The organism is Dactylosporangium sp. NPDC050688, assembly GCF_040654515.1.
GTDB lineage: Bacteria > Actinomycetota > Actinomycetes > Mycobacteriales > Micromonosporaceae > Dactylosporangium.
This window is the reverse complement of sequence record NZ_JBFAIC010000034.1, coordinates 75300-101924: the sequence shown is the minus strand read 5'-3', so window position 1 is coordinate 101924 and position 26625 is coordinate 75300. Positions and strand designations below refer to the sequence as shown.

Genomic DNA, 26625 nt, shown 5'->3' with positions numbered 1-26625 from the left:
GGAGCACGCCCGCTCAGGCGCGGACCTTCTCCTCGGCCTGGGCGAACTGGGTCTGGTACAGCTCGGCGTACCGGCCGCCGAGGGCGAGCAGCTCGGTGTGGGTGCCGCGTTCGACGATGCGGCCCGACTCGACGACGAGGATGAGGTCGGCGGCGCGCACGGTGGACAGGCGGTGGGCGATGACGACGGCGGTACGGCCGGCGAGGGCCTCGGCGAGGGCCGCCTGGACGGCCGCCTCGGAGGTCGAGTCGAGGTGGGCGGTGGCCTCGTCGAGCACGACGACCTGCTGGCCGGCGAGCAGCAGCCGGGCGATGGTGAGGCGCTGGCGTTCGCCGCCGGAGAGGCGGTAGCCGCGTTCGCCGACGACGGTGTCGAGGCCGTCGGGCAGGGCGGCGACCAGGTCGTCGAGGCGGGCCCGGCGCAGGACCGCCCACAGCTCGTCCTCGGTGGCGCCGGGGCGGGCCAGCAGCAGGTTGGCGCGGACGGACTCGTGGAAGAGGTGACCGTCCTGGGTGACCATGCCGAGGGTGGCGCGGATCGCGTCGAAGGACAGGTCCCGCACGTCGACGCCGGCGAGGCGGACCGCGCCGCTGTCGACGTCGTACAGGCGGGGCAGCAGCTGCGCGATCGTCGACTTGCCCGCACCGGAGGAGCCGACGAGGGCGATCATCTGGCCCGGCTCGGCCTTGAAGGAGACGTCGTGCAGGACCTCGACGCCGCCGCGGGTGTCGAGGGTGGCGACCTCCTCGAGGGAGGCGAGGGAGACCTTGTCGGCGGATGGGTAGGCGAAGCGGACGTGGTCGAACTCGACGGACACCGGGCCGGCCGGCACCGCGCGGGCGCCGGGCTTCTCCGCGACGAGCGGGCGCAGGTCGAGGATCTCGAAGACGCGCTCGAAGCTGACCAGGGCGCTCATCACCTCGACGCGGGCGCTGGACAGGGCGGTCAGCGGCGCGTACAACCGGGTCAGCAGCAGCGCGAGGGCGACGACCGCGCCCGCGTCGAGCTGCCCGCGCAGGGCCGCCGCGCCGCCGAAGCCGTAGACGAGGGCCAGGGCGAGCGCGGAGACGAGCATCAGCGCGGTGATGAAGACGGTCTGGTTCATGGCGGTACGGATGCCGATGTCGCGGACGCGCCGGGCCCGGCGGGCGAACTCGGCCGACTCGTCGGCGGGGCGGCCGAACAGCTTGACGAGCGTCGCGCCGGGGGCGGAGAACCGCTCGGTCATCTGGGTGCTCATCGCCGAGTTGTGCGCGGCGGCCTCGCGCTCGAGGCGGGCAAGGCGGTTGCCCATCCGCCGGGCCGGCAGCACGAACACCGGTAGCAGCAGCAGCGCCAGCAGCGTGATCTGCCACGACAGGCTCACCATCACCACGAACGTCAGCGACAGCGTGACGAGGTTGCCCACCACGCCGGACAGGGTGTCGCTGAACGCGCGCTGCGCGCCGATGACGTCGTTGTTGAGGCGGCTGACCAGCGCGCCTGTGCGGGTCCGGGTGAAGAACGCCACCGGCATGCGCTGCACGTGGTCGAACACGGTGGTGCGCAGGTCCAGGATCAGCCCCTCGCCGATCTGCGCCGACAGCAGCCGGGCCAGCAGCCCGACCCCGGCCTCGACGAGCGCGATGACCGCGATGAGCACGGCGAGGGTCACGACGGTGTCCCGCGAGCCGCCGCCGACGATCGCGTCGACGACCCGGCCGGCGAGCACCGGGGTGGCGACCGCCAGCAGGGCCGTCACGATGCTCAGGGACAGGAACCCGGCGAGCCGGGCCTTGTGCGGGCGGGCGAACGCCGCGATGCGCCGCAGCGTGGCCACCGAGAACGGCCGCTGGTCCTGCTGCGCGTGGACGGCGTGGTACATCTGGTTCCAGGCGGTGACTTCCATGCTCACGCCGGCCACCGTACGACCTCGAGCGCGGTTGAGGTCCAGCGAATTCTTCGGCCACCGGATCGGCACCCCGGTCAGCACCATCCGCGACCACGCCGACATCCTCCACGGCCACTGGCCCGACCTCGACGACGACCGCCGCCGGCTGGCCGTCGACACGATCGCCCGGCAGGCCCGCCAGCTCGACGACACCGTCCACGAGGTCCTGACCATGGTCGCCGTCGACGCCGGCTGACGACCCCCGGCGGCCGTGGAGAAGTCAGTGCACCCCGCCCATGAGCCGGCGGATCAGCGGGGTGAGGGCGGCCAGGACGGCGCCGACGAGGACCGCGGCCGCGCCGAGCGCACCGAAGTACACCGCCTCGTGCTCGGCGCTGTAGTAGCGGGCCAGGACACCCGACATGGCGGTGCCGAGAGCGACCGACAGGAAGAACAGCGCGACGGTCTGCGTGCGGAACGTGGCCGGGGCGACCTTGGTGGCCAGCGACAGCCCGACCGGCGACAGCAGCAGCTCGGCGACGGTGAACACGAGCAGGATGCCGGTGAGGGCGAGCAGCGGCGCGCTGTTCGGCCCGCCGCCGGCCAGCGGCAGGAACAGCAGGAACGCCACCCCCATGACGATGGTGCCGGCGGTGAACTTCGCCGGGGTCGACGGCTGCCGGCTGCCCAGCCGCGTCCACAGCGCCGCGAACGCCCCGGACAGCAGGATCACGAACACCGGGTTGATCGACTGCACCCACGACACTGGCATCTCCCACCCGAGCACCGTGCGGTCCAGGCGCTGGTCGGAGTAGATCGTCACCACGGTGAACTGCTGCTGGTACAGCGACCAGAACACGGCGCTGGCCAGGAACATCGGGATGAACCCGAGCATCCGCCGCCGCTCGACCCCGGTGACCGTACCGGCGGACAGGATCACCACGAAGTAGGCGACCGCGGCGACGGCGCTGATCACGACCACGGCCGTGGCCAGCCGCTCGGCCGGCAGGACGCCGGTGAGCACGACGACGCCGATCACCGCGGCCACGGCCACCGCGGCGCCCGCGACGAGCGGCCGGCGGGCCGGCGGGAGCGGGTTGGGCACCTCGCGCGCCGCCCCGGTCAGCCGCCGCCGGCCGAACGCGTACTGGGTCAGCCCGATCGCCATGCCGACCGCGGCCAGCGCGAAGCCGTAGTGGAACCCGGCGTTCTGCTGCAGCAGCCCGGTCAGCAGCGGCCCGGCCAGCGCCCCGACGTTGATGCCCAGGTAGAACAGCGAGAACCCGGCGTCGCGGCGCGGGTCGTCGGCGGCGTACAGCGAACCGACCAGCGACGTCGCGGTCGCCTTGACCCCGCCGCTGCCCACGGCGATGCACACCAGCCCGGCCGCGACCCCGGCCAGGCCGGGCAGCACCGCCAGGCAGACGTGCCCGGCCATGACCAGCACCGCGCTGCCGAACAGCACCCGCTCGGGGCCGAACAGCCGGTCCGCGGTCCACGCGCCGAGGATGGTCGACAGGTACACCGCACCGCCGTACGCGCCTACGATGCTGGTCGCGGTGGCCTCGTCGATGCCGAGGCCGCCGCGGTCCGCCTCGTAGTACAGGTAGATGAGCAGGATGCCCTGCATGCCGTAGAACGAGAACCGCTCCCACAGCTCGACGCCGAACAGGTTCGCCAGCACCCGCGGCTGCCCGAAGAACGTCCGCTCTCGCGGCTGCACCTCACCCGTGCCCGTGACCGTCATACCGACCACCGCTACCCGCACCGCCCCGCAGTTACGCCTCCCTTGGCCTTCCAGTAGCTGGAACGGGCGCCATCGTCGGCCGCTCCGCCGGCGCCCAGCCGGTGCTCATGTTCATCCAGGTGCCGGACCGTACCCCCGGAAAGAACAGCATCCACCTGGACCTGCACACCGCCGACCTGCCCGGTGCGGTCGCGCGGGCCGTCGGCCTCGGCGCCGAGCAGGTCGCCGACTTCGCCGAGTGCGGCGCGGTCTGGACGACCCTGCCGGACCCGGAGGGTAACCTCTTCGACATCGGCGCCAGCTGATCGGGCGGCTCTGGGAGGGTGCGGTGGACCGCGAGCGGCGGCAGCGTTTCGTGGACCTGCACCGTGCCGGCTGCTTCCTGCTGCCCAACGCGTGGGACGTCGGCAGCGCCAGACTGCTGGCCGCGGCCGGTTTCCCGGCCGTGGCGACCACCAGCGCGGGCATCGCGTTCTCCCTGGGCCGGCCCGACCACGACTTCTTCGCCGAGCACGGCCCGCGGGGCCGCCTCGACCGCGACACGATGCTGCGGCGGGTCGCCGAGATCGCCGCGGAGGTGGCGGTGCCGCTCAGCGCCGACCTTGAGGAAGGCTTCGGCGCGTCCCCGGAGACGGTCGCCGCCACGGTCTCGATGGCGCTCGCCGCCGGGGCGGCCGGCGGCAACATCGAGGACTTCACCGGCGAGCGGTCCCGCCCGCTGTTCGACCCGGCCCTGGCCACCGAACGGATCCGGGCCGCCCGCGCCGCCGCCGACGCCACCGGCGAGCCGTTCGTCCTCGTCGGGCGCACCGACGCGCTGCTGGTCGGCGGCACCGTCACCGACTGCGTGCGCCGGGCCAACGCGTACCTCGCGGCCGGCGCCGACTGCGCGTTCGTGCCGGGCGCCACCGACGCCGCGACCGTCGCCACCCTGGTCCGCGACCTCGACGGCCCGCTCAACGTGGTCATGGGCCTGACCGGCAACCCACTGTCCCTCGCCGCCCTGCGCGACCTCGGCGTCCGCCGCGTCACCGTCGGCGGCAGCCTGGCCCGCGCCATGTACGGCCACCTGCGGCGCGCCGCCGTCGAGCTGCTCGAGCAGGGCACCTTCACCTACGCGCGGGACCAGCTCCCCCAGTCCGACCTCAACGACCTCTTCCGCCCCCGCTGACCTCCGCTGCGCGGCCGGGTGGTGTCAGCGGGGCTTGACGGCATACCGGCTGAAGCGCAGCAGTGGCAGGGTCAGCGCGGCCAGGGCGACGCCGAGGACGGCCACGGCGAGCATCGCGCCGCGCAGGCTGGTGGTGGAGGACCACAGGCCGACGTAGACCGGGCCGAGCAGGAAGCCCAGGTAGGACACGACGGTCACGACGGCGGTGGCGCGGCCGCGGGCGCTCTCGGCGACGTTGCGGGAGACGATGCTGAGCAGGGTCGGGAACAGGGCGCCGGTGCCGGCGGCGGCCAGGACGAGGCCGGTGAGGGCAACCGGCAGGGACGGCGCGCGGGCGACGACTGTCGCGCCGGTGGCGGCCACGGCGGCGCCGGCGACGAGGACGGTCCGGGCGTGGGCGGGGCTTACCGCGCTGACCGCGAAGCGGGTGGCGGCGACGGTGGCGGCAAACACGGCGGGTGCGGTGGCGCTGAGGCCGGGGCCGGTGGTCAGGACGTCCTGCATGAACACGACGCTCCAGCTCTGGTGGGCGTTCTCGCTGGCGAACGCGAGCGCACCGAGGGCGCCGACGAGCAGCAGCGGCGGGAGCGGCAGACGGGTGCCGGCAGGCTCTGGCTGCGTGACGGCCGCCGCGGCCGGTACGCCGGTGAGCGCGCGGAGGATGGCGGCGCCGGCCAGGGCCGAGAGCAGCAGCACAGCCGCGAAGGGCAGCCAGGTGGGTGCACCGGTGGCGTAGGCGGCACCCGTACCGAGGCTGGAAACGACGACGCCGGTGGAGAAGACGGCGCCCGCCCGGGTGATGACGGGGCGGCCGGTGCGTTGCTCGGCGCGGCCGCCGACGGAGTTCATGGCGACGTCGGCCGCGCCGCTGGCCACGCCCACGCCGGTGAGGCCTAGGCACAGGCCGGGGAGGCCGTCGGCGGTGAGGGCCGCGGCGAGCCCGGCGGCGCCCAGCGCGGCGATCAGCGGCGCGGTGCAGCGCAGCCCCCACCGGTCCAGGGCGCGGCCGGTGAGCAGCATCGCGGGCAGCGCGCCGGCGCTGATGCACAGCAGCGCGGTGCCCAGGCCGCCGTCGTCGAGGCCGGCCTGGTCGCGGACGCGGGCGACCGCCGCGCCCCAGGTGCCCCAGAACGCGCCGAAGGCGGCCGAGGCAAGGTAGGCGGCGGTGGACAACCGGCGGTCCGGCGAGGCGATGCGCATTGTGTAACGCTACACAGCTAGGATGCTGGCATGCAATCGCGCCGGGTGACGATGACCGACGTGGCCCGCGCGGCCGGCGTGTCACCGATGACCGTGTCGTACACCTACAACCAGCCGGAGCGGGTGTCCGCGCAGAGCCGGGCCAAGGTGCTGCAGAGCGCCGCCGAGCTCGGCTACAGCGGGCCCGACCCGAAGGCGCGGTCGCTGCGGTACGGCGCCACCCGCACCCTCGGCGTCGTGCTCGGCGAGCACCTCACGTATGCCTTCGACGACCCCCAGGCCGTGGCCTTCCTGGCCGGCGTCGCCGAGGTGTGCGCCGAGCGCGGCTACGGGCTGCTCATCGTGCCGGCCGGCACCGGCGACGAGGACGCCGACCGGGTGCTCGCCGCGGCGGTCGACTCGTACGTCGTGTGGACCACGACCGACGACGACCCGGTCCTCGCCGCCGCGTGCGGCACCCGCCGCCCGGTCGTCGTGCACAGCGGCCCGGACCGGCCCGGCACGACGGTGATCGGCATCGACAACCGCGCCGCGGCGCGGGCGGTGGGCGCCGAGGTCTTCGCCGCCGCCCGGCGTCCGGCGGTGCTGAGCTTCCCGCTCGACCGGCGCCGCGCCACGTTCGTCCAGCGGGGCGTGGATCCGGCTGCGGTCGCGTACCCGGTGACCCGCGACCGCCTGGCCGGCTACCGCGACGCCGCCGAGGCCCTCGGCGCCGACTGGTCCGGCGTGCCGGTCGGCGTGTGCCGCACCAACGACGAGGGTGAGGCCCGCACCGTGATGCGCGAGCTGCTCGCGGCGGCGCCGGGCCTGGACGCCGTCGCCGCCATGAGCGACCAGCTGGCCCTCGCCGCGCTGCGCGAGGCACCCGGCGTGCGGGTCAGCGGCTGGGACGACTCCGCCGCCGCCCGCGAGCACGACCTCACCACCGTGGCGCAGTCACTGCGCGAGCAGGGCGCCGCCTGCGCCACCGCGGCCCTGGGCGACCCGGCCCCGGACCACCGCGACGCCTGGCGCCTGATCCGCCGCGCGTCGACTACCGGCGTCAGATCCACCCGACCCCGCGGCGCTCGACGAACCAGCTCATGACGCGCGCCACCACGAGGATCCGGGACGGTCACCCGTCCTGCAGGACCGCCCGGAGCTTGGTGGCGAAGGCCTCCGGCTGGCCGGCGTAGCCGTGCTCGCCGCCGAGGAAGCCGCCGTGGTGGCTGGGGAACACGGTCACGGGCTGGCCGAGCAGCTCGGCGGTGGCCACCGCGGTGCGGCCGGTGAAGGTGCCGGCGGACTCCTCGCCGACGGCGACGACGATGCGGGTCGGCGCGGCGGCGAGGGCGGCGACGTCCGGGCGGTAGCTGCTGACGGCCCATGAGCGGTCGGACAGCAGCGGGTCGTCGCGGGAGCCGTCGTCGCCGGACGGCATGCCGAACTGGGCGGGGTCCGGGGCCGGCTGGGCAAAGTACTCGTCGGTGAACTCGCCGTGCCAGGAGGTCATCACGATGAAGGCGGCCATGCCCGCGCTGGTGCCGCCGGCGTTGTAGGCGTCGCGGACGGCGGCGCGGGCGCGCTCGGCCGCCGTGGCGTCGGGCAGCACGGGGATGAGCGGCGGCTCGTGCGCCACGAGGGTGACCACATCGGTGGGGTGCGCCGCGACGAGCGCGAGGGCCGTCACCGCCCCGCCGCTGCTGGCGAACATGTCGACCGGGCCGGCGCCGAGCGCCTCGATGACGGCGTGCACGTCCTCGGCCTGTGTGGTGGGCGTGTGGTCGGTCCGGCCGTCCTTGCGGGTGCTGCGGCCGAGGCCGCGCGGGTCGTACGTGACGACGGTGCGGTCGGGGAACAGCGACGCCAGCGTGGTGAAGCCACCCGCGTCCATCGGCTGGCCGATCATGAACAGCGGCCGCGGCCCGCCGGCGTCCGGCAGCGGGCCGTGGACGTCATAGGCGAGGTCGGCCCCGGCGGTTTCCAGGATGTGCGTCGTCGGCATGGTGATGCCCCCTCCCGTGATGAGCACTCACCGGACCCTACGCCAGCGCCGCCGGGTCCGCGGGCCGCGCCACACCGCCCTCGAGGCGGATCGCGGTCCAGGACAGTGCGGGCAGGGTGGCGTGCAGGACCCCGCCGGTCACCTCGGCGTGGCCGGCCGGGCGCGCTACGACCCGGTCCGGGTGCTCGGCGGTGTTGGTGGCGGCCGGGTCGTCGTCGGCGACGGTCCACGACTCCGCGACCCGCAGCCCGCCGCCGAACCCGGCCAGCGGCACCGACAGGGCCATCGCCTCCGTCTGGTGGCGGTTCACCAGGAAGAGGGTGACGTCGCCGGAGCCGGTGTCGTGGGTGGCGACCGCGTCGAGCAGCGGGACCTCGCCGTAGCGGTCCGTCTGGTACGCCGGTGCCTCGAGCTCGACCCGCAGCACGGTACCCCGGGCGAGCCGCGCGGTGATCGCGAACGGGTGGAAGATCGTCTGACGCCACGCGGGGCCGCCGGGCTCGGAGCGGATCGGGGCGATCACGTTGACCAGCTGCGCCTGGCAGGCGGCGGTGACCCGGTCGCTGTGCCGCAGCAGGGAGACCAGCAGGTTGCCCACGACGACGGCGTCGGTGACCGTGTAGCAGTCCTCGATGACCCGCGGCGCGAACGGCCACTCGGTGGAGCCGGTGTCCCGGTCGGCCATGAACTGCCGCAGGTACCAGACGTTCCACTCGTCGAAGGAGATGTTCAGCCGCTTGCTGCTCTTGCGCCGGGCGCCGACGCTGTCCGCGGTGGCGATGACGCTGTCGATGACGTGGTCCATGTCCACGGCGGAGGCGAGGAAGCTGCCGACATCACCGTCGACGGGCTCGTAGTAGGCGTGCGCGGAGATCGCGTCGACCTCGTCGTAGGCGTGTTCGAGGACCTCCGCCTCCCAGGCCGCGAACGTCGGCATCGACGAGCCGGAGCTGCCGCAGACGACGAGCTCCACGTCCGGGTCGGCGGCGCGCAGCGCCCGGGCGGTCTCGACGGCGAGCCGCCCGTACTCGCCGGCCGTTTTGTGGCCGAGCTGCCAGGGCCCGTCCATCTCGTTGCCGAGGCAGAACATCCGGATGCCGTACGGCTCGGCGGCGCCGTTGGCCCGGCGCAGCTCGGCGAGGCGGGTGCGGTCGGGCTGGTTGAGGTACTCGTGGACGTCGAGGGCCTCCTGCACGCCGCGGGTGCCGAGGTTCAGCGCGTACATGACCTCGACGCCCGCCTTGCCGGCCCAGCGCATGAACTCGTCGATGCCGACCTCGTTGGACTCCAGGCTGCGCCAGGCGAGGTCGCGCCGGACGGGCCGGTCGGCGACGGGGCCGATGCCGTCCTCCCAGCGGTACCCGGAGACGAAGTTGCCGCCCGGATACCGCACGACGGTGACGCCCAGCTCGCGGGTCAGCGCCAGCACGTCCTGCCGGAAGCCGTCGGCGTCCGCGGTGGGGTGGGTGGGCTCGTAGATGCCCGTGTAGACGCACCGGCCCATGTGCTCGACGAATGAGCCGAAGGTGCGGCGGGACACCGGCGCGACGACGCGGGCGGGGTCGAGGCGGAGCGACGCGGACAGCACAGCATCTCCCGGGATTCGTGAGCGTTCACAACGGCACAGGCAAGCGGCACGGAAGGCCGATGTTAGCGGTCACGCGAGCGGGCCCGCCATGGTCGTTTATCCGCTGGACGGACGGGAGGCGGCGGGGTAGCGTCTCTGCCGACCGTGGTCCGGCCTGGGGGGGTGAGCACCGTGAACGTTGCAACGATGTGGGTGCTCCCCATTCCCGTCACGGTCGGGCGACTGCGGTAGGTGCCGCCCGGGAGCGTCCCCTTGGGATCTCCCGAAAGGTGACACCGATGAACACACTCGTCATCACGCGCGTCGCCGAGCGGCAGTGGCATGCCCTCGACGACGACCTCGTGGTCGGCCGCGGTGACGCCTCGCGCCGCCCGGACGGCCGCCTCTTCCTGAGCGTCGACGCCTGGCACGACGACGTCTTCGCCCGTCTCGCCGGGACGATGCTGGCCGCCCTGCCGCGGCCGCTGTACACCGTCGTGGACGAGGCCGATCTCGACCTGCGGACCCGGTGGGTGCAGGCCGGCCTGACCGCCCGCCGCCGCGAGTGGGAGTACGTCCTGCCCAGCGGCGGCCACGGCGCGGCACCACCGCCGGGCCTGGCGCTGCTGCCCGTCGGCACCGCCGAGCTGGACCCGCTGCGCCACCTGGACCGCACGATCCGCACCGAGATCGAGGCCACGATCGGCTGGGACCAGATGCCGGCGGCCGTGCTGTCCCGGCCGCTCGACCCGGCCTGGTACGCGGTCGCCGCCGAGCCCGGCGCCTACGTGGGCATGGCCAGGCTGGCGCTGCTGCCGCGGCACACGAGGATCGGGCTCATCGCGGTCCGCGCCGACCGCCGCCGCCGCGGCATCGCCCGGGCCCTGCTCGCGCAGATCCTGGCGGCCACCCACGCCCGCGGCGTCGCGACGGTCTCCGCCGACGTGCACGAGGCCAATACCGCGGCCATCGCCCTGTTCGAGGCCGCCGGCGCGCGCCGCGCCGGCAGCAACCTCGAGCTGGTGATCCGCTGATGCCCAAGGCAACCGACGGCATCCAGCTGGAGGGCACCGTGCTGGAGTGCCTGCGCGACGCCAAGTTCCGCGTCGAGCTCGCCAACGGCCACATCGTCCTGGCCCACATCAGCGGCAAGATCCGCAAGAACTACATCAAGGTCCTGCCGTTCGACCGGGTGCTGGTCGAGCTCAGCCAGTACGACCTGACCAGAGGGCGGATCCTCTTCCGGTACCGCAACTGACTCCCGGCGTCAGGCGGCGGGCTGGAACAGCTCGACGACGTTGCCCGCGGGGTCCTGCAGCAGGATCTGCTGTCCGCCGGGGCCGCTGACCACATCGTTGCGGAAGGTGGCGCCGGCGGCGCGCAGGCGGTCGACCTCGCCGGCGAGGTCGTCGACGAGGAGGTGGATGCGGTTCCAGCCGCCGGGCGCCGGCCGCTCGCCGTCCGGCATGGGGCGGCCCGCGGAGCTGGCCGGGCCGCTGAGCAGGAGCCTGAGGTTGCCGCGGACGACGTCGGCGAAGGCCGGCGCCGCGTTGGAGCGCACGGTGAACCCGAGGTGGGTGGTGTAGAAGCCGACCGCGGCGTCCACGTCGTCGACCATGTACCGGACATGGACCATCGTTGCGAGGTCGTTCATCGCTCGCTCCCTCTGGTGGTGTCGATCGCGGGCAACAGGAAGGTGATGCGCGTCTTGAGCTCCTCGGCGGCGCGCACGAACGGCGGGTAGCCGGGCTCGGCCGCGGGGTCCGGCATGCTCCAGTGCGCCAGGGCGGGCGAGCCCGGGAACCGCGGGCACACCTCCCGGACCCGGTCACAGAGGCTGATCACGTGGTCGAACCGCTGGCCGGCGAACACGTCCAGGTGCTTGGGGTGGCGGCCGCTGATGTCGATGCCGCCGGCCCGCATGACGCGCACGGCGTTGGGGTGCAGGGGCTTGGGGTGGCTGCCCGCGCTGGCCGCCTCGACGCGGGCACCGCCGAGCCGCTCCAGCAGCGCCTCGGCCATCTGGGAGCGGGAGCTGTTGCCGGTGCACAGGAACAGCACCCGGACAGGGCGGCGGCGGGCCGGCCGCAGGGCCGGATCCGTGGCCGCCGGGACCAGTCGCAGGCCGGGGTGCAGGACGGTGCCGGCGCCGGCGAGCTGGTCGCGGCAGGCGGCGAGGTCGAGACGGTAATACGTGTCGCGCCGGTCAGCAGAGCTGCGCCGCATCGCGACCAGGCCACCGTCGCGCAGCTGGCCGAGGTGGTAGGAGACCAGGCTCTGCCGCTGGCCGGTCAGCGCGACCAGCTCACCGACCTGCCGGTCGCTGCGGGCCAGCTCCCGCAGCAGCTGCCAGCGCACCGGGTGGCCGGCCAGTCGCAGCACGCCGGGAGGCGCGTCCAAGGACATGCCCTCCACAGTACATCAAACTGATTTGATTCTCAGGTCGGCAGCGGGCCGCCGGCCAGGGCGATCACGACACCGACCGCGCCGGCGCCGAGCAGGGTCGGCACGACGCCGCGGCGCAGCGGCAGCAGCAGGACCGCCGAGGCGGCCAGGAGGGCGAACTGCCACGGCTGCGTCAGGGCGGCGGCCAGCACGATCGCGGAGCCGAGGATCGCGCCGATCGCGGCCGGGCCGGCGCCGTCCAGGAACGCCCGGACCCGCTCGTCGGCCCGCAGGCGGTCGAAGCGGTGCGCGCCGAGCAGGATGAACGCGAACGACGGACCGAACGCCACGACGGAGGCGAGCAGGCCGCCACCGATGCCCGCGGCGGCGTAGCCGACCACCGCGACGGTGTGCACGACCGGACCCGGGGTGATCTGGCCCAGCGCGACCGCGTTGAGGAACTGCGCGTCGGTCATCCAGTGGTAGTGCTCGACGGCGTCGGCCTGCATCAACGGGATGATGACGAAGCCGCCACCGTAGGACAGCGCCCCCACCTTCAACGCCAGCCACGCGATCGACAGCAGCACCCCGCCGCCGAGCCCCGCACCGGCCAGCAGCGGCGGCACCTGGAGGGCCCGGACCGGCCGGACCCGCTGCGCGACGACCTCGGCGACGCCGCAGGCGAGCAGCACGAGGACCAGCCAGGGTCCGAGCGTCGCCGCGGCCACGATCCCGGCGGCGAGCCACAGCACCCACCGCACCCGGCTGCCGCTCCGCGCCGCCCTTGACCCGGATGCCGTCGGGGCCGGGGCCCCAGCCGCCCGCCGCCAGCTCGCCGGGGCCAGGCCCGCGCCGGCCTGCACCGCCACGGCCGCGACGGCGGCCCCGGCACCCGCGCCCGCGCCGTGGACCCAGCGCGGCGGGTGGCCGGCCAGGAACAACACCGCCAGGGCGAGGATGGCGACCAGCCCTGGCAGGATGAACGCGGCCCCGCCGACGAGCGCGCCGGCCCGCCCGCGCACCCGCCACGCGCAGAAGATGGCCAGCTGGGTGGAGGCCGGGCCGGGCAGTAGGTTGCAGGCCGCGACGGCGTCCTCGAACTCGGTGTCGTCGAGCCACCCGCGGCGCTCGACGCACAGCTGCCGCAGCAGGGCGATGTGCGCGGGCGGGCCGCCGAACCCGGTGCAGCCGATGCGGCCCCACTCCTTGAGCACCGTGCGCAGTCCGACCGGGGGGCTGTCGTCCACACCGAGCACAGTACACCAGTCTGATTTGATGCGTCTGACCGCTCACCCCGCGGGGCGGACGACGCCGCCGTGCGTGACGGTCCCGCCGGCGCCGGGTGCGGAAGGATACTGCCCATGGTCGAGCACACGTGGGACGGCACCGCCCAGGCGGCGCCGGTGCGGCACCGGCTCGCCGACTGCGCGAAGCGCTACGACTGGCCCGGCGTGTTCGCGGTCCTCGCCGCCGAGCCGGGCCTGGTGAACGCGGCCCGGCCCGGCGGGACGTCGTGGTTCGCGCCGCTGCACCAGGCGGCGCACGCCGGCGCGCCCGTCGCCGTGGTCGAGCGCCTCGTGGGGCTGGGCGCCTGGCGCGGGCTGCGCACCGCCGCCGGGGACCGGCCCGTGGACCTGGCCCGGCGCGGCAACCACGCGCACCTGCTCGACGTGCTGGAGCCGCCGCGCCGGGTGGACGTGCCGGCCGAGACGCTGCGGCGCATCCAGGTGTACTTCCACGCCGTGCTCCGGGCCAGGGTGCAGCACCTGCTCGACGGGCCGGCGCTGCGGCTGCCGGAGCTGGAGGTGCTGCTGGAGCTCGACGAGCCGCGCATGGTGTTCCCGGTGCCGGGGATGCACGGGCGGTTCGAGTTCCACCTGGAAGCCGACGGGCCGCGGCTGGTGGTCGACGTGTTCGCGCAGCGGCACGAGATCACCGCGCGGGAGGTGCGGCTGCGCGAGCACCCGGCGCCGCGGCGGGCCGAGGTGCCGGGCGAGGGGGCCGGGTTCGCCGCGCTGGTGACGTTCGCGCACACGTACAACGGCTACGACCTGCACGGCGGGTCCTCGGGCCTGGCCGAGGTGGTGGTCCCGGTGCAGCGGGCGTGGGAGCGCACCGGCGCGCTGCCGGACGACGTCGACACGCTGCGCGCGTGCCTGTTCTTCCAGCAGCGGTCCCACTACTGGGACGGCGGGCTGTGGGACTTCGAGACGGCACCGTTCGTCGTCGCGCTGCTCGCCCGGATCCGGGCACTGTCCGGCGGTGCCGTGCCGCTGCGGTCGGTGAAGCCGGCCCCGGGGTGAGGCGTCCTCAGGCGCGAAACGTGCGGCGGTACGTCTCCGGCGGCACGCCGAACTGCTGGCTGAAGTGCCGGCGCAGCGTCGTGGCGGTGCCCATGCCGGTGCGGGCCGCGATCTGCTCCACCCCGAGCTCGGAGGTCTCCAGCAGCTCCTGCGCCCGGTGCACCCGCTGGGTCAGCAGCCAGCGCAGCGGGCTCAGGCCGGTCACGGCGTGGAAGTGCCGGGCCAGGTTGCGCTCGCTCATGCCGGCCTCGCGGGCCAGGTCGCGCACGGTGAGCGGCTGCCCGATGCGCTCCAGCGCCCACGGCAGCAGCCCGGCCAGGGCGTGCGCCGGGCCGTGCGCGACGGGCGCCGGGATGTACTGCGCCTGGCCGCCCTGCCGGTGTGGGGGCACCACGAGGGTGCGGGCCAGCGCGTTGGCGACCGCCGTGCCGTGGTCCTGGCGGACCAGGTGCAGGCACAGGTCCATGCCGGCCGCCTTGCCCGCGGACGTCAGCACGTCGCCGTCGTCGATGTAGAGCACGCCGGGGTCGACCTGGACCGCCGGGTGCCGCTCGGCGAGCAGCGCGGTATGCGCCCAGTGGGTGGTCGCCCGCCGGCCGTCGAGCAGCCCGGCCGCGGCGAGCACGAACGCGCCCGTGCACAGCGACGCCACCCGGGCACCCGCCGCGTGCGCCGCGCGGACGGCCTCGACCAGCGCCGGCGGCTGCGGCTCCTCGGGGTCGCGGCACGACGGCACGATCACCGTGCCGGCCGCGGCCAGCACGTCCAGGCCGTGCCGGATGCCGGCGGTGAGCCAGCCGCCGACCGCCGCGCCGTCCTCGCCGCAGACGGTGAACTCGTACCACGTCGGGGCGAGTCCCCGGTCGTTGCCGAAGACCTCGCACGCGGCGGCGAGCTCGAACAGCGGCGCGCCGTCGGTGACGGCCAGGGCGACGGATCGCATGTCCGAAACTGTACGGTGCACGTCGTTCCGGCCACTGGCCGCCTGCCAGCACGTGCCGGAGGCTGGTCGGCATGCAGCAGCGAGTAGCGGTCCTCGGGGCCAGCGGTCACACGGGCGGTTTCGTCGTCACCGAGCTTCGCCGGCGGGGCATGACCCCGGTGCCGTGCGGGCGGGGCACCGACCTGGACGCGGTCTTCGCCGGCGTCGACGCCGTCATCAACTGCGCGGGGCCGTTCGTGGCCACCGCCGCGCCGGCGATCGAGGCGGCGATCCGGGCGGGCATCCCGTACCTGGACGTCACCGCCGAGATCGAGGTCGTGGCCGACACGTTCGCCGTCTACGCCGGCGCCCCGGTGCCGATCGTGCCGGCGGCCGCGTTCTACGGCGGGCTCGGCGACCTGCTCGCCACCGCGGCGGCCGGGGACTGGGCCGCTGTGGAGCACCTCAGCATCGCGTACGCCCTCAGCAGCTGGCACCCCACGCTCGGCACCACGAAGACGGGCCGGGTCTCGGCGCAGCGCCGCGACGGGCGGCGGATCGCCTACACCGGCGGCCGGCTGCGGCACCTCACCGGCGACGCACCCGTCACCGAGTGGACGTTTCCGGAGCCCGTCGGCGCCCGGACGGTCGTCGGCGAGTTCACGATGGCCGACAGCGTCACCGTCCCCACCCACCTGGACGTGCCGGAGATCGCCACGTACATGACCCGCAACGCCGTGCAGGACCTGCGCGCGGCCGACCCGTCGGGGCCGGTCGCGGTCGGCGCCGACGGCCGCTCGGCGCAGACGTTCCTCGTCGAGGTGGTGGCCCGCGCCGGCGGCGAGCAGCGCCGCGCGGTCGCGTCGGGCCGCGACATCTACGCGGTCTCCGCGCCCCTGGTCGTCGAGGCGGCGGCGCTGGTCCTGGCCGGCACGGGCGACGCGCCGGGGGTCGCCTCGCTCGGCGCCCGCTTCGACCCGAAGGCGTTCCTCGGGGCGCTGAGCCCGCGGCACCTGACCGTCGAGTGACGCCTCAGGCGGCGGCCTGGCGCTTGCGCAGGGTCGCCAGGGCCTGGTCGGCGTGCGCGTCCATCCGGACCTCGCTCTTGATCACGGCGAGGATCCGGCGGTCGGTGTCGATGACGAACGTGATCCGCTGGATCGCGGTCAGCCCGAGCACGCCCCGTCCGACACCGAACTGGGCCCGCACCACGCCGTCGGGGTCGGACAGCAGCGGGTAGCCGAGGCGGTGCTCGGTGGCGAACTGCGCCTGCCGCTCGACGGTGTCGCCGCTGATGCCGACCGGCTGGCCGCCGACGGCCCGCAGCTCGGCGGTGATGTCGCGGAAGTGGCAGGCCTCGGCGGTGCAGCCGCGGCTGAGCGCGGCGGGGTAGAAGAACAGCACCACCGGCCCGCCGGCGAGCAGCCCGGTCAGCGTCCGGGTCACCCCCTGGTCGTCCGCCAGCGCGAAGTCCTCGACGATGTCCCCGACGTCCATGCCACCCATCCTTCACCGCCGCGCACCAAGATCCACCCATCCTGTGCCCTGCCGGCCCCGGGCGCAACCTGGCCGGGGGCGGCTCCCGGAGCCACCGTCGCCGGACCGGCCGGCGACACCGTTCCAGCATGAGGTCAGCGGCGTTCCAGCGGCCCCGGGCACGCTGCGGCATCGCCGCGGTCAGCCGCCGGCGGTGATCCCGCGCAGGTAGGCCAGGCCGTCCAGGGCGAGCCGGTCCTGGGACGGTGCCAGGGGGCGCCAGATGGACGCGGCGGTGGCGATGGTGGCATTGTCGGCGGTGAACGACTCGATGCACAGCGCTCCGGTGTAGCCGGCCTTGTCCAGCGCCTCGAGCAGCCGCGGCCAGTCCAGGTGGTCGCTGCCGGGTGCGCCCCGGTCGGTGCCGCTGACCTGGACGTGCTTGATGTGCGGGCCGGCGGCCGCCACAGCCGCGTAGGGGTCACGTTCCTCGATGTTCATGTGGTACGTGTCGAGCATGATCCCGACGCTGGCGGGCAGCCCCTCGATGAGCTCGACGGTCTGCTCGACGGTGTTCACGACGCTGGTCTCGTAGCGGTTGAGGGCCTCGACGCCGATGGTGACGCCGCGTTCGCCCGCGTGGTCGGCGACCGGGGCGAGCCCGGCGCGGAAGCCGGCGTAGCAGGCCTGCCGCTCGGCGGGGGTCATCCGCCAGGTGCGACCGACGGCGGCGTAGACGGGGCCGCCGACGCAGGGCGCGCCGACGGCCGCCGCCGCGTCGACGCAGGCCCGCAGGTAGGCCTGGGTCGACGCGACGGTCGCCTGGTCGGTGCACACCAGGTCACGGCCGGGCGGGGTGACCGCGCAGACGCCGGCCGCCGCCAGGCCGTGCGCGGCGAGCAGGTCGCTCGTGCGTGCCGGGTCCCAGTCCCCGGCCTGTTCGATCGGCAGCTCGACCGCGTCGAAGCCCCACGCCGCCAGCCGCGGCACGAGCGCGGCGAGGGCGGCGTCGTCGACGGGCGAGGTCCAGATCCAGGGGTTGGCACCGATGGCACGCACGAGCGGATCCCTTACTTCCAGCGTTGCGGGTAGCCGGGCAGGTCGGTGCAGCCGCACATCGCGTAGTGCAGCGGCGGCATGTTGGCGTCGACGTACTTGTCCAGGTTGTCCTGGGTGATCGTCGGCTGCGGCAGCTTCCACGGGCTGGAGACCTGCTCACCGGCGAGGATCTTCAGGGCCGCGATGATCGGGGTGCGCCACTGGTAGGTCGGGTACGTGGGCGCGATCGCGGTGAGCTTCTTGTCCTTCCACAGCTTCAGGAAGTCCAGCTGGTCCTCGCCGTTGATCGGCGGGACCGGCTTGCCGGCGTCCTGGAAGGCCTCGACGGCGGCGACGGCGGTCGCGCCGGCGTCCATCCAGATGCCGTCGATCGTGCCGTACCGCTGGATGTAGTCGTTGACGATCTTCTTGGTCTTCGCGGGGTCGCCGTCGGTGAACTCGACGCCGACGACGTTGACCTTCGCCTTGTCGAACTGGACCTTGGCGGCGGACCAGCGGGTCTCCAGGACGTCGACGCCGGGCAGGATGCGCAGCGCGAGCACCTTGCCGCCAGGCTTGACCTTCTCGGACAGGAACGTGGCGCCGACGTGGCCGAAGCCGTAGCCGCCGATGGGGTTGATGAACGTGACCGGGCACTTGGTGTCCACGCCGCGGTCGAAGACGATGACGGGCAGGCCCTTGGCGCAGGCGGCCTCGACGGCCGGGGTCAGCGTCGCGGTGGTGTTGGGCGAGACGATGAGCGCGTCGCAGCCCTTGCCGAGCAGGTCGTTGATGTCGGCGATCTGCTTGCTGTCCTTGCCCTCGGCGTCGACGTGCACGAACTCCTTGATGTTCGCCTTCTGCGCCTCGACCTCGGCCTGCATGACCTTGTAGCCGACCTGCCGCCACGGGTTGTTCAACGCCGCGTTGGAGAAGCAGATCTTGTACGGGCCGGCCTTCTTGAACTTGGCGGTGTCCACGAGCTTCGGGTTGAGCACCTGCTCCCACGGCTTGTCGGCGGGGCCGGTGGCGGTGGCCTGCAGCAGCGCCAGTTCGTTGTCGTAGTCGGCCTGGACGAAGAACTTCGACTGCTCGCCGGTGCCGGACCCGGCGGCGGCGCTGGCGGACGCGGCGCCGGAGGTCGTGGCGGTGGGGTCGTCGGTGGCGCAGGCGGACAGGACCAGCAACGCGGCCGCGGCGGCCGCGACGTACGGGGTTCGTCTCACGTGTTCTCCTAAAGGTGGGGTGTGCCTCACCGCCGGCGCAGTGCTCCGACGGCCACGGCGACGAGGATGATCAGGCCCTGGACGGTGGATCTGAGGGCGCCGGAGACGCCGTAGAAGTTCAGGAGGGCGAAGAGCGTCTCGAGGGTGAGCGCGCCGAGCATGGCGCCCGCCACGGAGCCGCGGCCGCCGCCGAGGACGACCCCGCCGAGGACGACGGCGGTGATGGCGCCGAACTCCAGGCCGGCGCCGGCCTGGAACGACACGCCGCTGTAGCCGCCGAGCAGGATCGCCGCGACGGTGGCGAGGACGCCGCTGAACACGAACGCGATCGTCTTGGTGCGCCACACCCGCACGCCGGTGAGCTCCGCGGTGCGCGGGTTGCCGCCGACGGCCACGAGGGTGCGGCCGAAGTCCGACCGGGTGACGGCGACGGCGACGGCGGCGACGCCGAGCAGGACGAGCAGCGCGTAGGGCACCCGGCCGAGCAGCGGCACGTCCTCGAACGCGCGGCGGCCGAAGCGGCGGAACTCCTCCGACAGCCCGCCCTTGGGCGCACCGTCGGACCACAGGTACACGGCGCCGACGAGGATCAGGTACATGCCGAGCGTCGTGATGAACGACGGCACCCGCAGCAGCGTGGTGACGAGCCCGTTGACCAGCCCGACGGCGACGCCGAACGCAAGCACGACGAGGATGACGGGCCAGGTCCGGTCCGGGTCGCTGTCGATGAGCCGGGCCGCGACGACGACCTGCGCGGTGACCAGCGAGCCGACGGACAGGTCGAACTCGCCGGAGACGATGACGTAGTACTGCCCGGCGGCGAGCAGGATGATGGGCGCGGACCGGCCGATGAACGACAGCAGCGACGCCGGGGCGAAGAAGTCCGGCTGCCGGACCGCGACGAGGACCAGCAGCACCGCGAGGATCCCGACGATCGGGGCGATCCCGCCGGGCCGCAGCGGGTTGACCCGCCGGCGCGGCGTCGCTGCGAGGGTGGCCGTCATGCTGCCGCCTTCCGGGTCGTGCGGCGGCGGTGCATCCGCCGGGCGTAGACGGCCACCGCGGCGATGATGATGACGCCGCGGATGACCTGCTTGAAGAACGCGTCGACCTCGAGCTGGTTGAAGATGCTGTCGATGCTGGCCAGCAGCAGCACCCCGCCGACGGTGCCGAGCACGCCGCCGCGCCCGCCGGCCAGGGCGGTGCCGCCGAGGACGACGGCGGCGATCGACTCGAGGTCGTAGAGTCCTTCGACGCCGACCCGGGGCGCGCCGGAGCCCAGGCGGCTGGCGAGGTAGATGCCGGCGAGGCCGGCGCACAGCGAGCACAGCACGTGGGCGGTGACGAGGATCCGGTCGTTGCGCACGCCGGACAGGCGGGCCACCTCGGGGTCGCCGCCGACGGCGATGAGGTGGTGGCCGAAGCGGGTGTTGCGCACCGCGAACCAGGCCGCCGCGGCGACCGCGAGCAGCAGCAGGAACGCGACCGGCACCGGCCCGACGCGCTGGTAGCCGAGGCTCTGCACGAACGCGGGCGCGGTCTTGCCGGCCGGGCCGTCGTAGCCGTTGTCGAGGTACCCCTTGAGCAGCAGCCCGACGCCGACGGTGGCGATGAACGCGTTGATCCGCAGCTTCGTCACCAGCAGCCCGTTGAGCAGGCCGACGGCGGCGGCGACGAGCAGCACCAGGCCGACGGCCGGCAGGATGTTGCCGTCCGAGCCGGCCATCGTCTCGGCCGCGACGAGGGTGCTGACGCTGATCACGTACGCGACCGACAGGTCGAGCGAGCCGGCGAGGATCACCAGCGTCTGCCCGACGGCGACGAGGCCGAGGCCGGTCGCGACGTGCAGCAGGCTGACGACGGTGGACTGGTTGAACAGCGATCCGCCGTCGACGGCGACGACGAGCCAGCCGATGGCGAGGGTCAGCGCCAGGGCGATGTAGACGCCGCGGGCGGGCCCGGCGGCCGGCACCCTGAACCTCGTCGCAGCGGTGTTCGCCGGTACGGGCGGAGCCATGGTCACGCCGTCACCTCTTCCACGGTCAGGGCGCCGGTCGCCAGGCCGACGACGTCCTCTTCGCCGGCGCCGGCGGGCAGTTCCCCGGCGACGGCGCCGTCGCGCATGACGACGATCCGGTCGCTCATGCCGAGCAGCTCGGGCAGCTCGGAGGAGATCATCAGCACCGCGGCGCCGTCGCGGGCGAGCTTGCGCACGAGGTCGTGGATGGCGGACTTGGCACCGACGTCGATGCCCCGGGTCGGCTCGTCGAACAGCAGGATCTTCGGGGCGAGCGCGAGCCAGCGGGCCAGGACGACCTTCTGCTGGTTGCCGCCGGACAGGAAGCGGATCTCCTGGTCCTCGCCGCCCGAGCCGGCGGTGTGCACCTCGACGGCGGCGAGCAGCTCCCGGACCTTCACGGTGCGGGGGCCCCGCCCCCGCCAGACGGGGAAGACGGCACGGCCGGCGAGCAGGGCGTTGTCGAGGACCGACTGGCCGCCGACAATGCCTTCGCCCTTGCGGTCCTCGGTGACGTACGCGATGCCGGCGCGGACCGCGGCGCGCGGCGAGCGCAGCTGCACCGGTGCGCCGTCGAGCTCGACCGTGCCGGTGGTGAAGGGGTCGGCGCCGAACAGCGCCCGGGCGAGCGCGGAGCGGCCGGAGCCCTGCAGGCCGCCGATGCCGAGGATCTCCCCGGCGCGCAGCCACACGTCGACGCCGCGCAGCTTGTGGTTCGATCCGTTGTGGACGGACAGGCGGACCGCGCCGAGGTCGCCGGGCACCGCCTTCGGCGGGAAGTATCCGGCGAGCTCGCGGCCGACCATGTGCTTGACCAGCTGGTCGGCGGTCGTGCCGGCGGTGTCCAGGGTGGTGACCCGCCGGCCGTCCTTGAGCACGGTGATGCGGTCGGACAGGTCGAACACCTCGGTGAGCCGGTGCGAGACGTAGAGCAGGCCGATGCCGCGCTGCTGCAGGCGGCGCACCAGCGCGTAGAGCAGCTCGACCTCGTGGTCGGCGAGGGCGGCCGTGGGCTCGTCCATGATGAGCAGGCGGGCGTCGAGGGCGAGCGCCTTGACGATCTCGACGACCTGCTGCTGGGCGACGCCGAGGCGGCCGACCTTCACGGCGGGGTCGAAGGACGTCTCACCGGCGGCGGCGAGGAGCTCTGCGGTGCGCTCGTGCATGGCCCGGCGGTCGACCAGGCCGCGGCGGACGGGTTCGTGGCCGAGGAAGACGTTCTCCGCGACGGTCCGCTCGGGCAGCAGGTTGAACTCCTGGTGGATGATCCCGATGCCGGCCCGCTGCGCGTCGCGCGGGCTGCGGAAGCTCACGGCGCCGCCGTCGAGCTCGACGGTCCCGCCGTCCGGCACGTACACCCCGGAAATGATCTTCATGAGGGTCGACTTGCCGGCGCCGTTCTCGCCCACCACGGCGTGCACCTCGCCCGGGCGCACGTCGAGGTCGACGTCGGCCAGGACCCGGACGCCGAGGAAGGACTTGCCGATCCCGGTGAGCCGGAGCAGCGGGTGGAGCGGTGGTGCGGCTGGCGGTTCAGGCATCGCTAACCCCTAACTGACCGTAACCATCGAAGACGGCCGTGATCGCGGTCGAGCATCGGTGGAGCACGTAGCGTGGGGACTTTCGCCGTTGAAGCCCTGACTTTTGCTGGGTTCGACTAAAGCTCGTGGTGAGCAGACTAAATGTTTCGATGTTGTGCCGCAATGGCGCAACGCCACCGAAACAAACCCGTTGCCTGACATCCTCCGATCGACGGCACCCGAACGGCCGAACGGATGACGGTCGAGAGAGCGCTCCCTCCGGGATGTGACCAGTCACATGTGTCTTCACCTGCGAATACATCGTGAATATTGACTTCTGAAGATGGGTCCAGCACGCTGGGCGTCGCAGACCACGGCTCGGGGACTCCCTAAATGTGACTGTCCGTCACGGCGGGCGGCAGTCGACCCGACCGGCACCTCACGCTGTGCTCGACCCTGCCCACCCGCAGGGTGGCTGCCGCGCGCCCGTGGTCGGCGCCCCGTTGTCCCGCCGAGAGGAAACGGCATGCGAAGAAGCACATTGATCATGGGAACGATCGTCGGCATGCTGCTGGCGATGGCGCTCGTCAGGCCCGCGGCGGCGGCTCCCGCGTTCCGCGCCCTGCTGTTCACCGGGACCGTCGGCTATCGACATGACTCGATCCCCGCCGGCATCACGATGTTCCAGCAGCAGGCGGCCGCCAACAACTTCGAGGTGGTGCAGACCGAGGACGCCGCCGTCTTCACGCCCGCCAACCTCGCCACCTACGACGTCCTCATCATGTTCCAGACCTCGGGCATGGTCTTCACGACCGCGGCGCAGCGGCAGGCCGTCGAGGGCTTCCTGGCCGGCGGCAAGGGCATCGTCGCCATCCACAACGCCACCGACATGGGCATCGAGACCGAGTACCCGTGGTGGGACCAGACGGTCAACGCGGGCGCGCACATGCCCGAGCACTCCCCCGGCGTCCTGGCCGGGCAGGCCATCGTCGCGGACAAGTTCCACCCGTCCACGGCCGGCCTGCCGGACCGGTGGAACCGCAGCGAGGAGTGGTACAACTTCGACAAGAACCCGCGCGGCGACGTCCACGTGCTCGTCACCGCCGACGAGCGCACCTACAACCCGGGCAGCCGCGCCATGGGCAGCGACCACCCGATCTCCTGGTGCCGCAGCACCAGCGGAGGGCGCGTCTGGACCACCGCCATGGGCCACGCGATCGAGTCCTACAGCGAGACCAACTTCCGCAACCACGTCCTGGGCGGCGTGCGCTGGGCGGCCGGGAACCTCGCCGGCGACTGCGGCGGCACCGTGTGGGGCAACTTCGAGAAGCGCACCCTGGACGACAACACCGCCGACCCGATGGCGCTCGCCGTCGCGCCCGACGGGCGGGTCGTCTACGTCCAGCGGGCCGGCCAGGTGAAGATCTTCAAGCCGGCCACCAACACCACCGTCACCGCGGGCACCCTGAGCGTCTACACCGGCGGCGAGGACGGCCTCACCGGCCTGGCTCTGGACCCGGCCTTCGCCACCAACGGGTACGTGTACCTGTACCACTCCCCGGCCAGCAGCACGACCGACATCAACCGGGTGTCCCGGTACACGCTCAGCGGGGACACGCTGAACATGTCCAGCGGGGTCACCATCATCGACATCCCCGCGACCCGGGACCGCACGTCACCGGAGCCCGGCCACACCGGCGGGTACATCGACTTCGGCCCCGACGGCAACCTGTACGTCGGCACCGGCGACGACGTCGCGCCGAACCTGGACCCGAACTGGCAGGGCTACGCCCCGCTGGACTGGCGATCCGGCAAGTCCCACCTGGACGCCGCGAAGACCGCGGGCAACACCAACGACCTGCGCGGCAAGCTGCTGCGCATCCGCCCGGCGGCATCCGGCGGCTACACCATCCCGACCGGCAACCTCTACCCGCAGGGCACCGCCCAGACGCGGCCCGAGGTGTACGCGATGGGCTTCCGCAACCCGTTCCGCTTCTCCATCGACCCGGCCACCGGCTGGGTCCACCTCGCCGACTACGGCCCGGACCGCGGCCTGCCCACGACCAACCGCGGGCCCGAGGGGCTCGTGGAGCTCAACGTCATCAAGAGCGCCGGCAACTACGGCTGGCCGTTCTGCCACGGCGACAACCAGCCCTACGCGCCCTACAACCCCGACACCGGCGTCGTCGGCGCGAAGTTCAACTGCGCCGCGCCGGTCAACAACTCGCCCAACAACACCGGCCTGGTCAACCTCAAGCCGGTCGTCGCGCCGAACCTCTGGTACGGCTACGGCGCCTCGCCGAACTTCCCCGAGCTCGGCTCCGGCGGCTCGGCGCCGATGGGCGGGCCCGTCTACCGGTACAACGCGGCGAACCCGTCGGGGACGAAGTTCCCGCAGTACTACGACGGCGTCAGCTTCTTCTACGAGTGGTCCCGCAGCTTCATCAAGGAGGTCCACTTCGACGGCAGCACCGCCGTCACCCGGACCAACACGTTCCTGCCCGCCGGCAACTTCAACAAGCCGATGGATCTGGAGTTCGGCCCCGACGGCTCGCTGTACCTGCTGGAGTGGGGCTCCAACTTCGGCGGCGGCAACAACGACTCCGGCCTGTACCGCATCGACTACGTCCAAGGTGGACGGTCACCGATCGCCAAGGCCACCGGCACGCCGACGAACGGCAACGCCCCGCTCAACGTCCAGTTCTCCAGCGCCGGCTCGATCGACCCCGACCCGGGCAACACGATCAGCTACCTGTGGACGTTCGGCGACGGCACCACGTCCACGGCGGCGAACCCGGCCAAGACGTACACCGCCAACGGCAACTACACCGCGCAGCTGAAGGTCACCGACAACACCGGCAAGACCGGCTTCGCCAACGTGCAGATCACCGTCGGCAACACCGCACCGACCGTCACGGTCAGCACCCCGGTCAACGGCGGCATGCTCAACTTCGGCGACCAGGTGCCCTACACGGTCACCGTCACCGACCCGGGCGGCGCCGCCGTCGACTGCTCGAAGGTGTACGTCAACCCGGCCCTCGGCCACGACGACCACCTGCACGAGACCACCGAGTACCCGGGCTGCTCCGGCACCATCTCCACCGACCTGCTCGGCGGGCACCCCGACGGGGCGAACCTGTTCTACGCCCTCGTCGCCCACTACACCGACAACGGCGGCGCGGGCGGCGCGGCCCCGCTGACCGGCTACGGCCAGGCGATCCTGCAGCCGAAGCACAAGCAGGCGGAGTACTTCACCGCACAGAGCGGCATCCGGGTCGTCGACCAGGCCGGCGCGGAGAGCACGAAACGCATCGGGGACATCTCCAACAACGACTGGATCTCCTTCAACCCGATGAGCCTGCAGGGCATCACCAACGTCACCTACCGGGTCTCCTCGCCGACCGGCGGCGGCTCCATCGAGCTGCGCGCCGACTCGCCGACCGGCACCCTCCTGGCGACCACCGCGATCCCGAACACCACCGGGTGGGACAACTACCAGAACACCGCGACGGTCAGCACCGCCGCGCTGTCCGGCACGCACACGCTGTACATGGTGTTCAAGAACAGCGCGAACAACGGCTTCGACGTCGACTCGTTCACCTTCGGCGGCGCCGGGGTCGGCACCCCCGCCACCGGCGGCGGCGTGGCCGGCAAGACCTGGACGCTGACCGCCCAGCACAGCAGCAAGCTCGTGGACGTCAGCGGCGTCTCGACGGCCGACGGCGCGCAGGTCGTCCAGTGGGCGGCCACCGGCGGCAACAACCAGAAGTGGCAGGCCGTCGACGCCGGCGGCGGCGCCGTCTACCTGAAGGCCGTGCACAGCGGCAAGTGCCTCGACGTCACCGGGTCCTCCACCGCCGACGGGGCGTTCCTGCAGCAGTCCACCTGCAACAACGGCGCCAACCAGAAGTTCACCGTGACCGCGACCGGCACCTCCGGCGTGTACACCATCAAGGGCGTGCAGAGCGGACGGTGCGTCGACGTCAACGGCGCCTCGACCGCCGACGGCGCCCGCCTGCTGCAGTGGACCTGCCACGGCGGCACCAACCAGCAGTGGCGGTTCACCCTCGCCTGACCCGTCCCGCTGAGCCCGGCGCCGGTCCCGCAACGTGGCGGGGCCGGCGCCGCATCGTTCGGGTACCCGTGAAAACACGTGCAATCAATTGCCATCGACCACCATCGTGCCTATCGTCCTCGTC

The 26625-nt window shown here is 73.3% G+C and carries 23 protein-coding genes and 1 pseudogene; 9 read left to right on the top strand and 15 right to left on the bottom strand.

What is annotated here, in order from left to right; all coding sequences use genetic code 11:
* Positions 1–13: 13 nt before the first annotated feature.
* Positions 14–1864 (bottom strand): ABC transporter ATP-binding protein, encoded by a 1851-nt coding sequence (locus AB0H83_RS28950; protein ID WP_360099915.1) that lies wholly within the window; start codon positions 1862–1864, stop codon positions 14–16.
* Positions 1865–1922: 58 nt separating this feature from the next.
* Between AB0H83_RS28950 and AB0H83_RS28945 the strand changes: the two genes are divergently transcribed.
* Positions 1923–2126, top strand: a complete 204-nt coding sequence (locus AB0H83_RS28945; RefSeq protein WP_360099887.1) for a histidine kinase dimerization/phospho-acceptor domain-containing protein — start codon at positions 1923–1925, stop codon at positions 2124–2126.
* Between the two features lie 24 nt (positions 2127–2150).
* On the opposite strand, the gene AB0H83_RS28940 is transcribed toward AB0H83_RS28945, so the two are convergent.
* The gene (locus AB0H83_RS28940; protein ID WP_360099885.1) at positions 2151–3617 is read right to left on the bottom strand and encodes a peptide MFS transporter; all 1467 of its coding nucleotides are present in this window, start codon (positions 3615–3617) and stop codon (positions 2151–2153) included.
* Between the two features lie 53 nt (positions 3618–3670).
* Between AB0H83_RS28940 and AB0H83_RS28935 the strand changes: the two are divergent.
* Together AB0H83_RS28935 and AB0H83_RS28930 are read left to right on the top strand one after the other, a co-directional pair.
* Positions 3671–3922 (top strand): annotated as a pseudogene (locus AB0H83_RS28935) (VOC family protein); the annotation flags it as partial.
* Positions 3923–3945: 23 nt separating this feature from the next.
* Positions 3946–4788 (top strand): isocitrate lyase/phosphoenolpyruvate mutase family protein, encoded by an 843-nt coding sequence (locus AB0H83_RS28930; RefSeq protein WP_360099883.1) that lies wholly within the window; start codon positions 3946–3948, stop codon positions 4786–4788.
* A 24-nt stretch (positions 4789–4812) separates the two neighbouring features.
* Here the strand turns inward: AB0H83_RS28930 and AB0H83_RS28925 are convergent, their stop codons facing one another.
* The gene (locus tag AB0H83_RS28925; RefSeq protein ID WP_360099881.1) at positions 4813–5988 is read right to left on the bottom strand and encodes an MFS transporter; all 1176 of its coding nucleotides are present in this window, start codon (positions 5986–5988) and stop codon (positions 4813–4815) included.
* A gap of 30 nt (positions 5989–6018) precedes the next feature.
* Here AB0H83_RS28925 and AB0H83_RS28920 point away from each other — a divergent pair, with 30 nt between their 5' ends.
* Positions 6019–7074, top strand: a complete 1056-nt coding sequence (locus AB0H83_RS28920; RefSeq protein ID WP_360099879.1) for a LacI family DNA-binding transcriptional regulator — start codon at positions 6019–6021, stop codon at positions 7072–7074.
* 28 nt (positions 7075–7102) lie between these two features.
* Here the strand turns inward: AB0H83_RS28920 and AB0H83_RS28915 are convergent, their stop codons facing one another.
* Positions 7103–7999 (bottom strand): alpha/beta hydrolase, encoded by an 897-nt coding sequence (locus AB0H83_RS28915; RefSeq protein WP_360099877.1) that lies wholly within the window; start codon positions 7997–7999, stop codon positions 7103–7105.
* Between the two features lie 10 nt (positions 8000–8009).
* On the bottom strand, positions 8010–9560 hold the full coding sequence (locus AB0H83_RS28910) for an alpha-N-arabinofuranosidase (protein WP_360099875.1): 1551 nt from the start codon (positions 9558–9560) through the stop codon (positions 8010–8012).
* A gap of 278 nt (positions 9561–9838) precedes the next feature.
* On the opposite strand from AB0H83_RS28910, the gene AB0H83_RS28905 reads away from it, so the two are divergent.
* Both AB0H83_RS28905 and infA read left to right on the top strand, forming a co-directional pair.
* Positions 9839–10573, top strand: a complete 735-nt coding sequence (locus AB0H83_RS28905; protein ID WP_360099873.1) for a GNAT family N-acetyltransferase — start codon at positions 9839–9841, stop codon at positions 10571–10573.
* Entirely contained in the window at positions 10573–10797 is a 225-nt protein-coding gene (gene infA, locus AB0H83_RS28900; RefSeq protein WP_354786342.1) for a translation initiation factor IF-1, read from the top strand. Before AB0H83_RS28905 ends, infA begins: the two co-directional genes overlap by 1 nt.
* A 9-nt stretch (positions 10798–10806) precedes the next feature.
* Here the strand turns inward: infA and AB0H83_RS28895 are convergent, their stop codons facing one another.
* The 3 genes from AB0H83_RS28895 to chrA are packed head-to-tail and all read right to left on the bottom strand — an operon-like array spanning position 10807 to position 13171.
* A complete protein-coding gene (locus tag AB0H83_RS28895) occupies positions 10807–11193 on the bottom strand; it encodes a VOC family protein (RefSeq protein WP_360099871.1) in 387 nt (128 codons plus the stop codon).
* A complete protein-coding gene (locus AB0H83_RS28890; RefSeq protein ID WP_360099869.1) occupies positions 11190–11945 on the bottom strand; it encodes an ArsR family transcriptional regulator in 756 nt (251 codons plus the stop codon). The genes AB0H83_RS28895 and AB0H83_RS28890 overlap by 4 nt, the downstream gene beginning before the upstream one ends.
* A gap of 32 nt (positions 11946–11977) precedes the next feature.
* Positions 11978–13171 (bottom strand): chromate efflux transporter, encoded by a 1194-nt coding sequence (chrA, locus tag AB0H83_RS28885; protein WP_360099867.1) that lies wholly within the window; start codon positions 13169–13171, stop codon positions 11978–11980.
* A gap of 114 nt (positions 13172–13285) precedes the next feature.
* On the opposite strand from chrA, the gene AB0H83_RS28880 reads away from it, so the two are divergent.
* Complete coding sequence (locus tag AB0H83_RS28880; protein ID WP_360099865.1) at positions 13286–14227, top strand: hypothetical protein; 942 nt, start codon at positions 13286–13288, stop codon at positions 14225–14227.
* Between the two features lie 7 nt (positions 14228–14234).
* Here AB0H83_RS28880 and AB0H83_RS28875 read toward each other — a convergent pair whose 3' ends face one another.
* Positions 14235–15170: a helix-turn-helix domain-containing protein gene (locus AB0H83_RS28875; RefSeq protein ID WP_360099863.1), complete on the bottom strand. Its 936-nt coding sequence runs from the start codon at positions 15168–15170 to the stop codon at positions 14235–14237.
* A gap of 71 nt (positions 15171–15241) precedes the next feature.
* On the opposite strand from AB0H83_RS28875, the gene AB0H83_RS28870 reads away from it, so the two are divergent.
* Positions 15242–16177 carry a saccharopine dehydrogenase gene (locus AB0H83_RS28870; RefSeq protein ID WP_360099861.1) on the top strand — a complete coding sequence of 312 codons (936 nt, stop codon included), beginning with the start codon at positions 15242–15244 and terminating at the stop codon, positions 16175–16177.
* A gap of 4 nt (positions 16178–16181) precedes the next feature.
* Here AB0H83_RS28870 and AB0H83_RS28865 read toward each other — a convergent pair whose 3' ends face one another.
* The 6 genes from AB0H83_RS28865 to AB0H83_RS28840 form a co-directional block, all read right to left on the bottom strand.
* Positions 16182–16646 (bottom strand): peroxiredoxin, encoded by a 465-nt coding sequence (locus AB0H83_RS28865; protein WP_360099859.1) that lies wholly within the window; start codon positions 16644–16646, stop codon positions 16182–16184.
* 180 nt (positions 16647–16826) lie between these two features.
* Positions 16827–17684, bottom strand: a complete 858-nt coding sequence (locus AB0H83_RS28860; protein WP_360099857.1) for a sugar phosphate isomerase/epimerase family protein — start codon at positions 17682–17684, stop codon at positions 16827–16829.
* An 11-nt stretch (positions 17685–17695) separates the two neighbouring features.
* Positions 17696–18889 carry an ABC transporter substrate-binding protein gene (locus AB0H83_RS28855; RefSeq protein WP_360099855.1) on the bottom strand — a complete coding sequence of 398 codons (1194 nt, stop codon included), beginning with the start codon at positions 18887–18889 and terminating at the stop codon, positions 17696–17698.
* A 26-nt stretch (positions 18890–18915) separates the two neighbouring features.
* Positions 18916–19893, bottom strand: a complete 978-nt coding sequence (locus AB0H83_RS28850) for an ABC transporter permease (protein ID WP_360099853.1) — start codon at positions 19891–19893, stop codon at positions 18916–18918.
* The gene (locus tag AB0H83_RS28845) at positions 19890–20906 is read right to left on the bottom strand and encodes an ABC transporter permease (RefSeq protein ID WP_360099913.1); all 1017 of its coding nucleotides are present in this window, start codon (positions 20904–20906) and stop codon (positions 19890–19892) included. The genes AB0H83_RS28850 and AB0H83_RS28845 overlap by 4 nt, the downstream gene beginning before the upstream one ends.
* Before the next feature lie 2 nt (positions 20907–20908).
* Positions 20909–22447 (bottom strand): sugar ABC transporter ATP-binding protein, encoded by a 1539-nt coding sequence (locus AB0H83_RS28840; protein ID WP_360099851.1) that lies wholly within the window; start codon positions 22445–22447, stop codon positions 20909–20911.
* A 526-nt stretch (positions 22448–22973) separates the two neighbouring features.
* Between AB0H83_RS28840 and AB0H83_RS28835 the strand changes: the two genes are divergently transcribed.
* The gene (locus AB0H83_RS28835; protein ID WP_360099849.1) at positions 22974–26501 is read left to right on the top strand and encodes a ThuA domain-containing protein; all 3528 of its coding nucleotides are present in this window, start codon (positions 22974–22976) and stop codon (positions 26499–26501) included.
* The last annotated feature ends 124 nt before the right edge of the window (positions 26502–26625 follow it).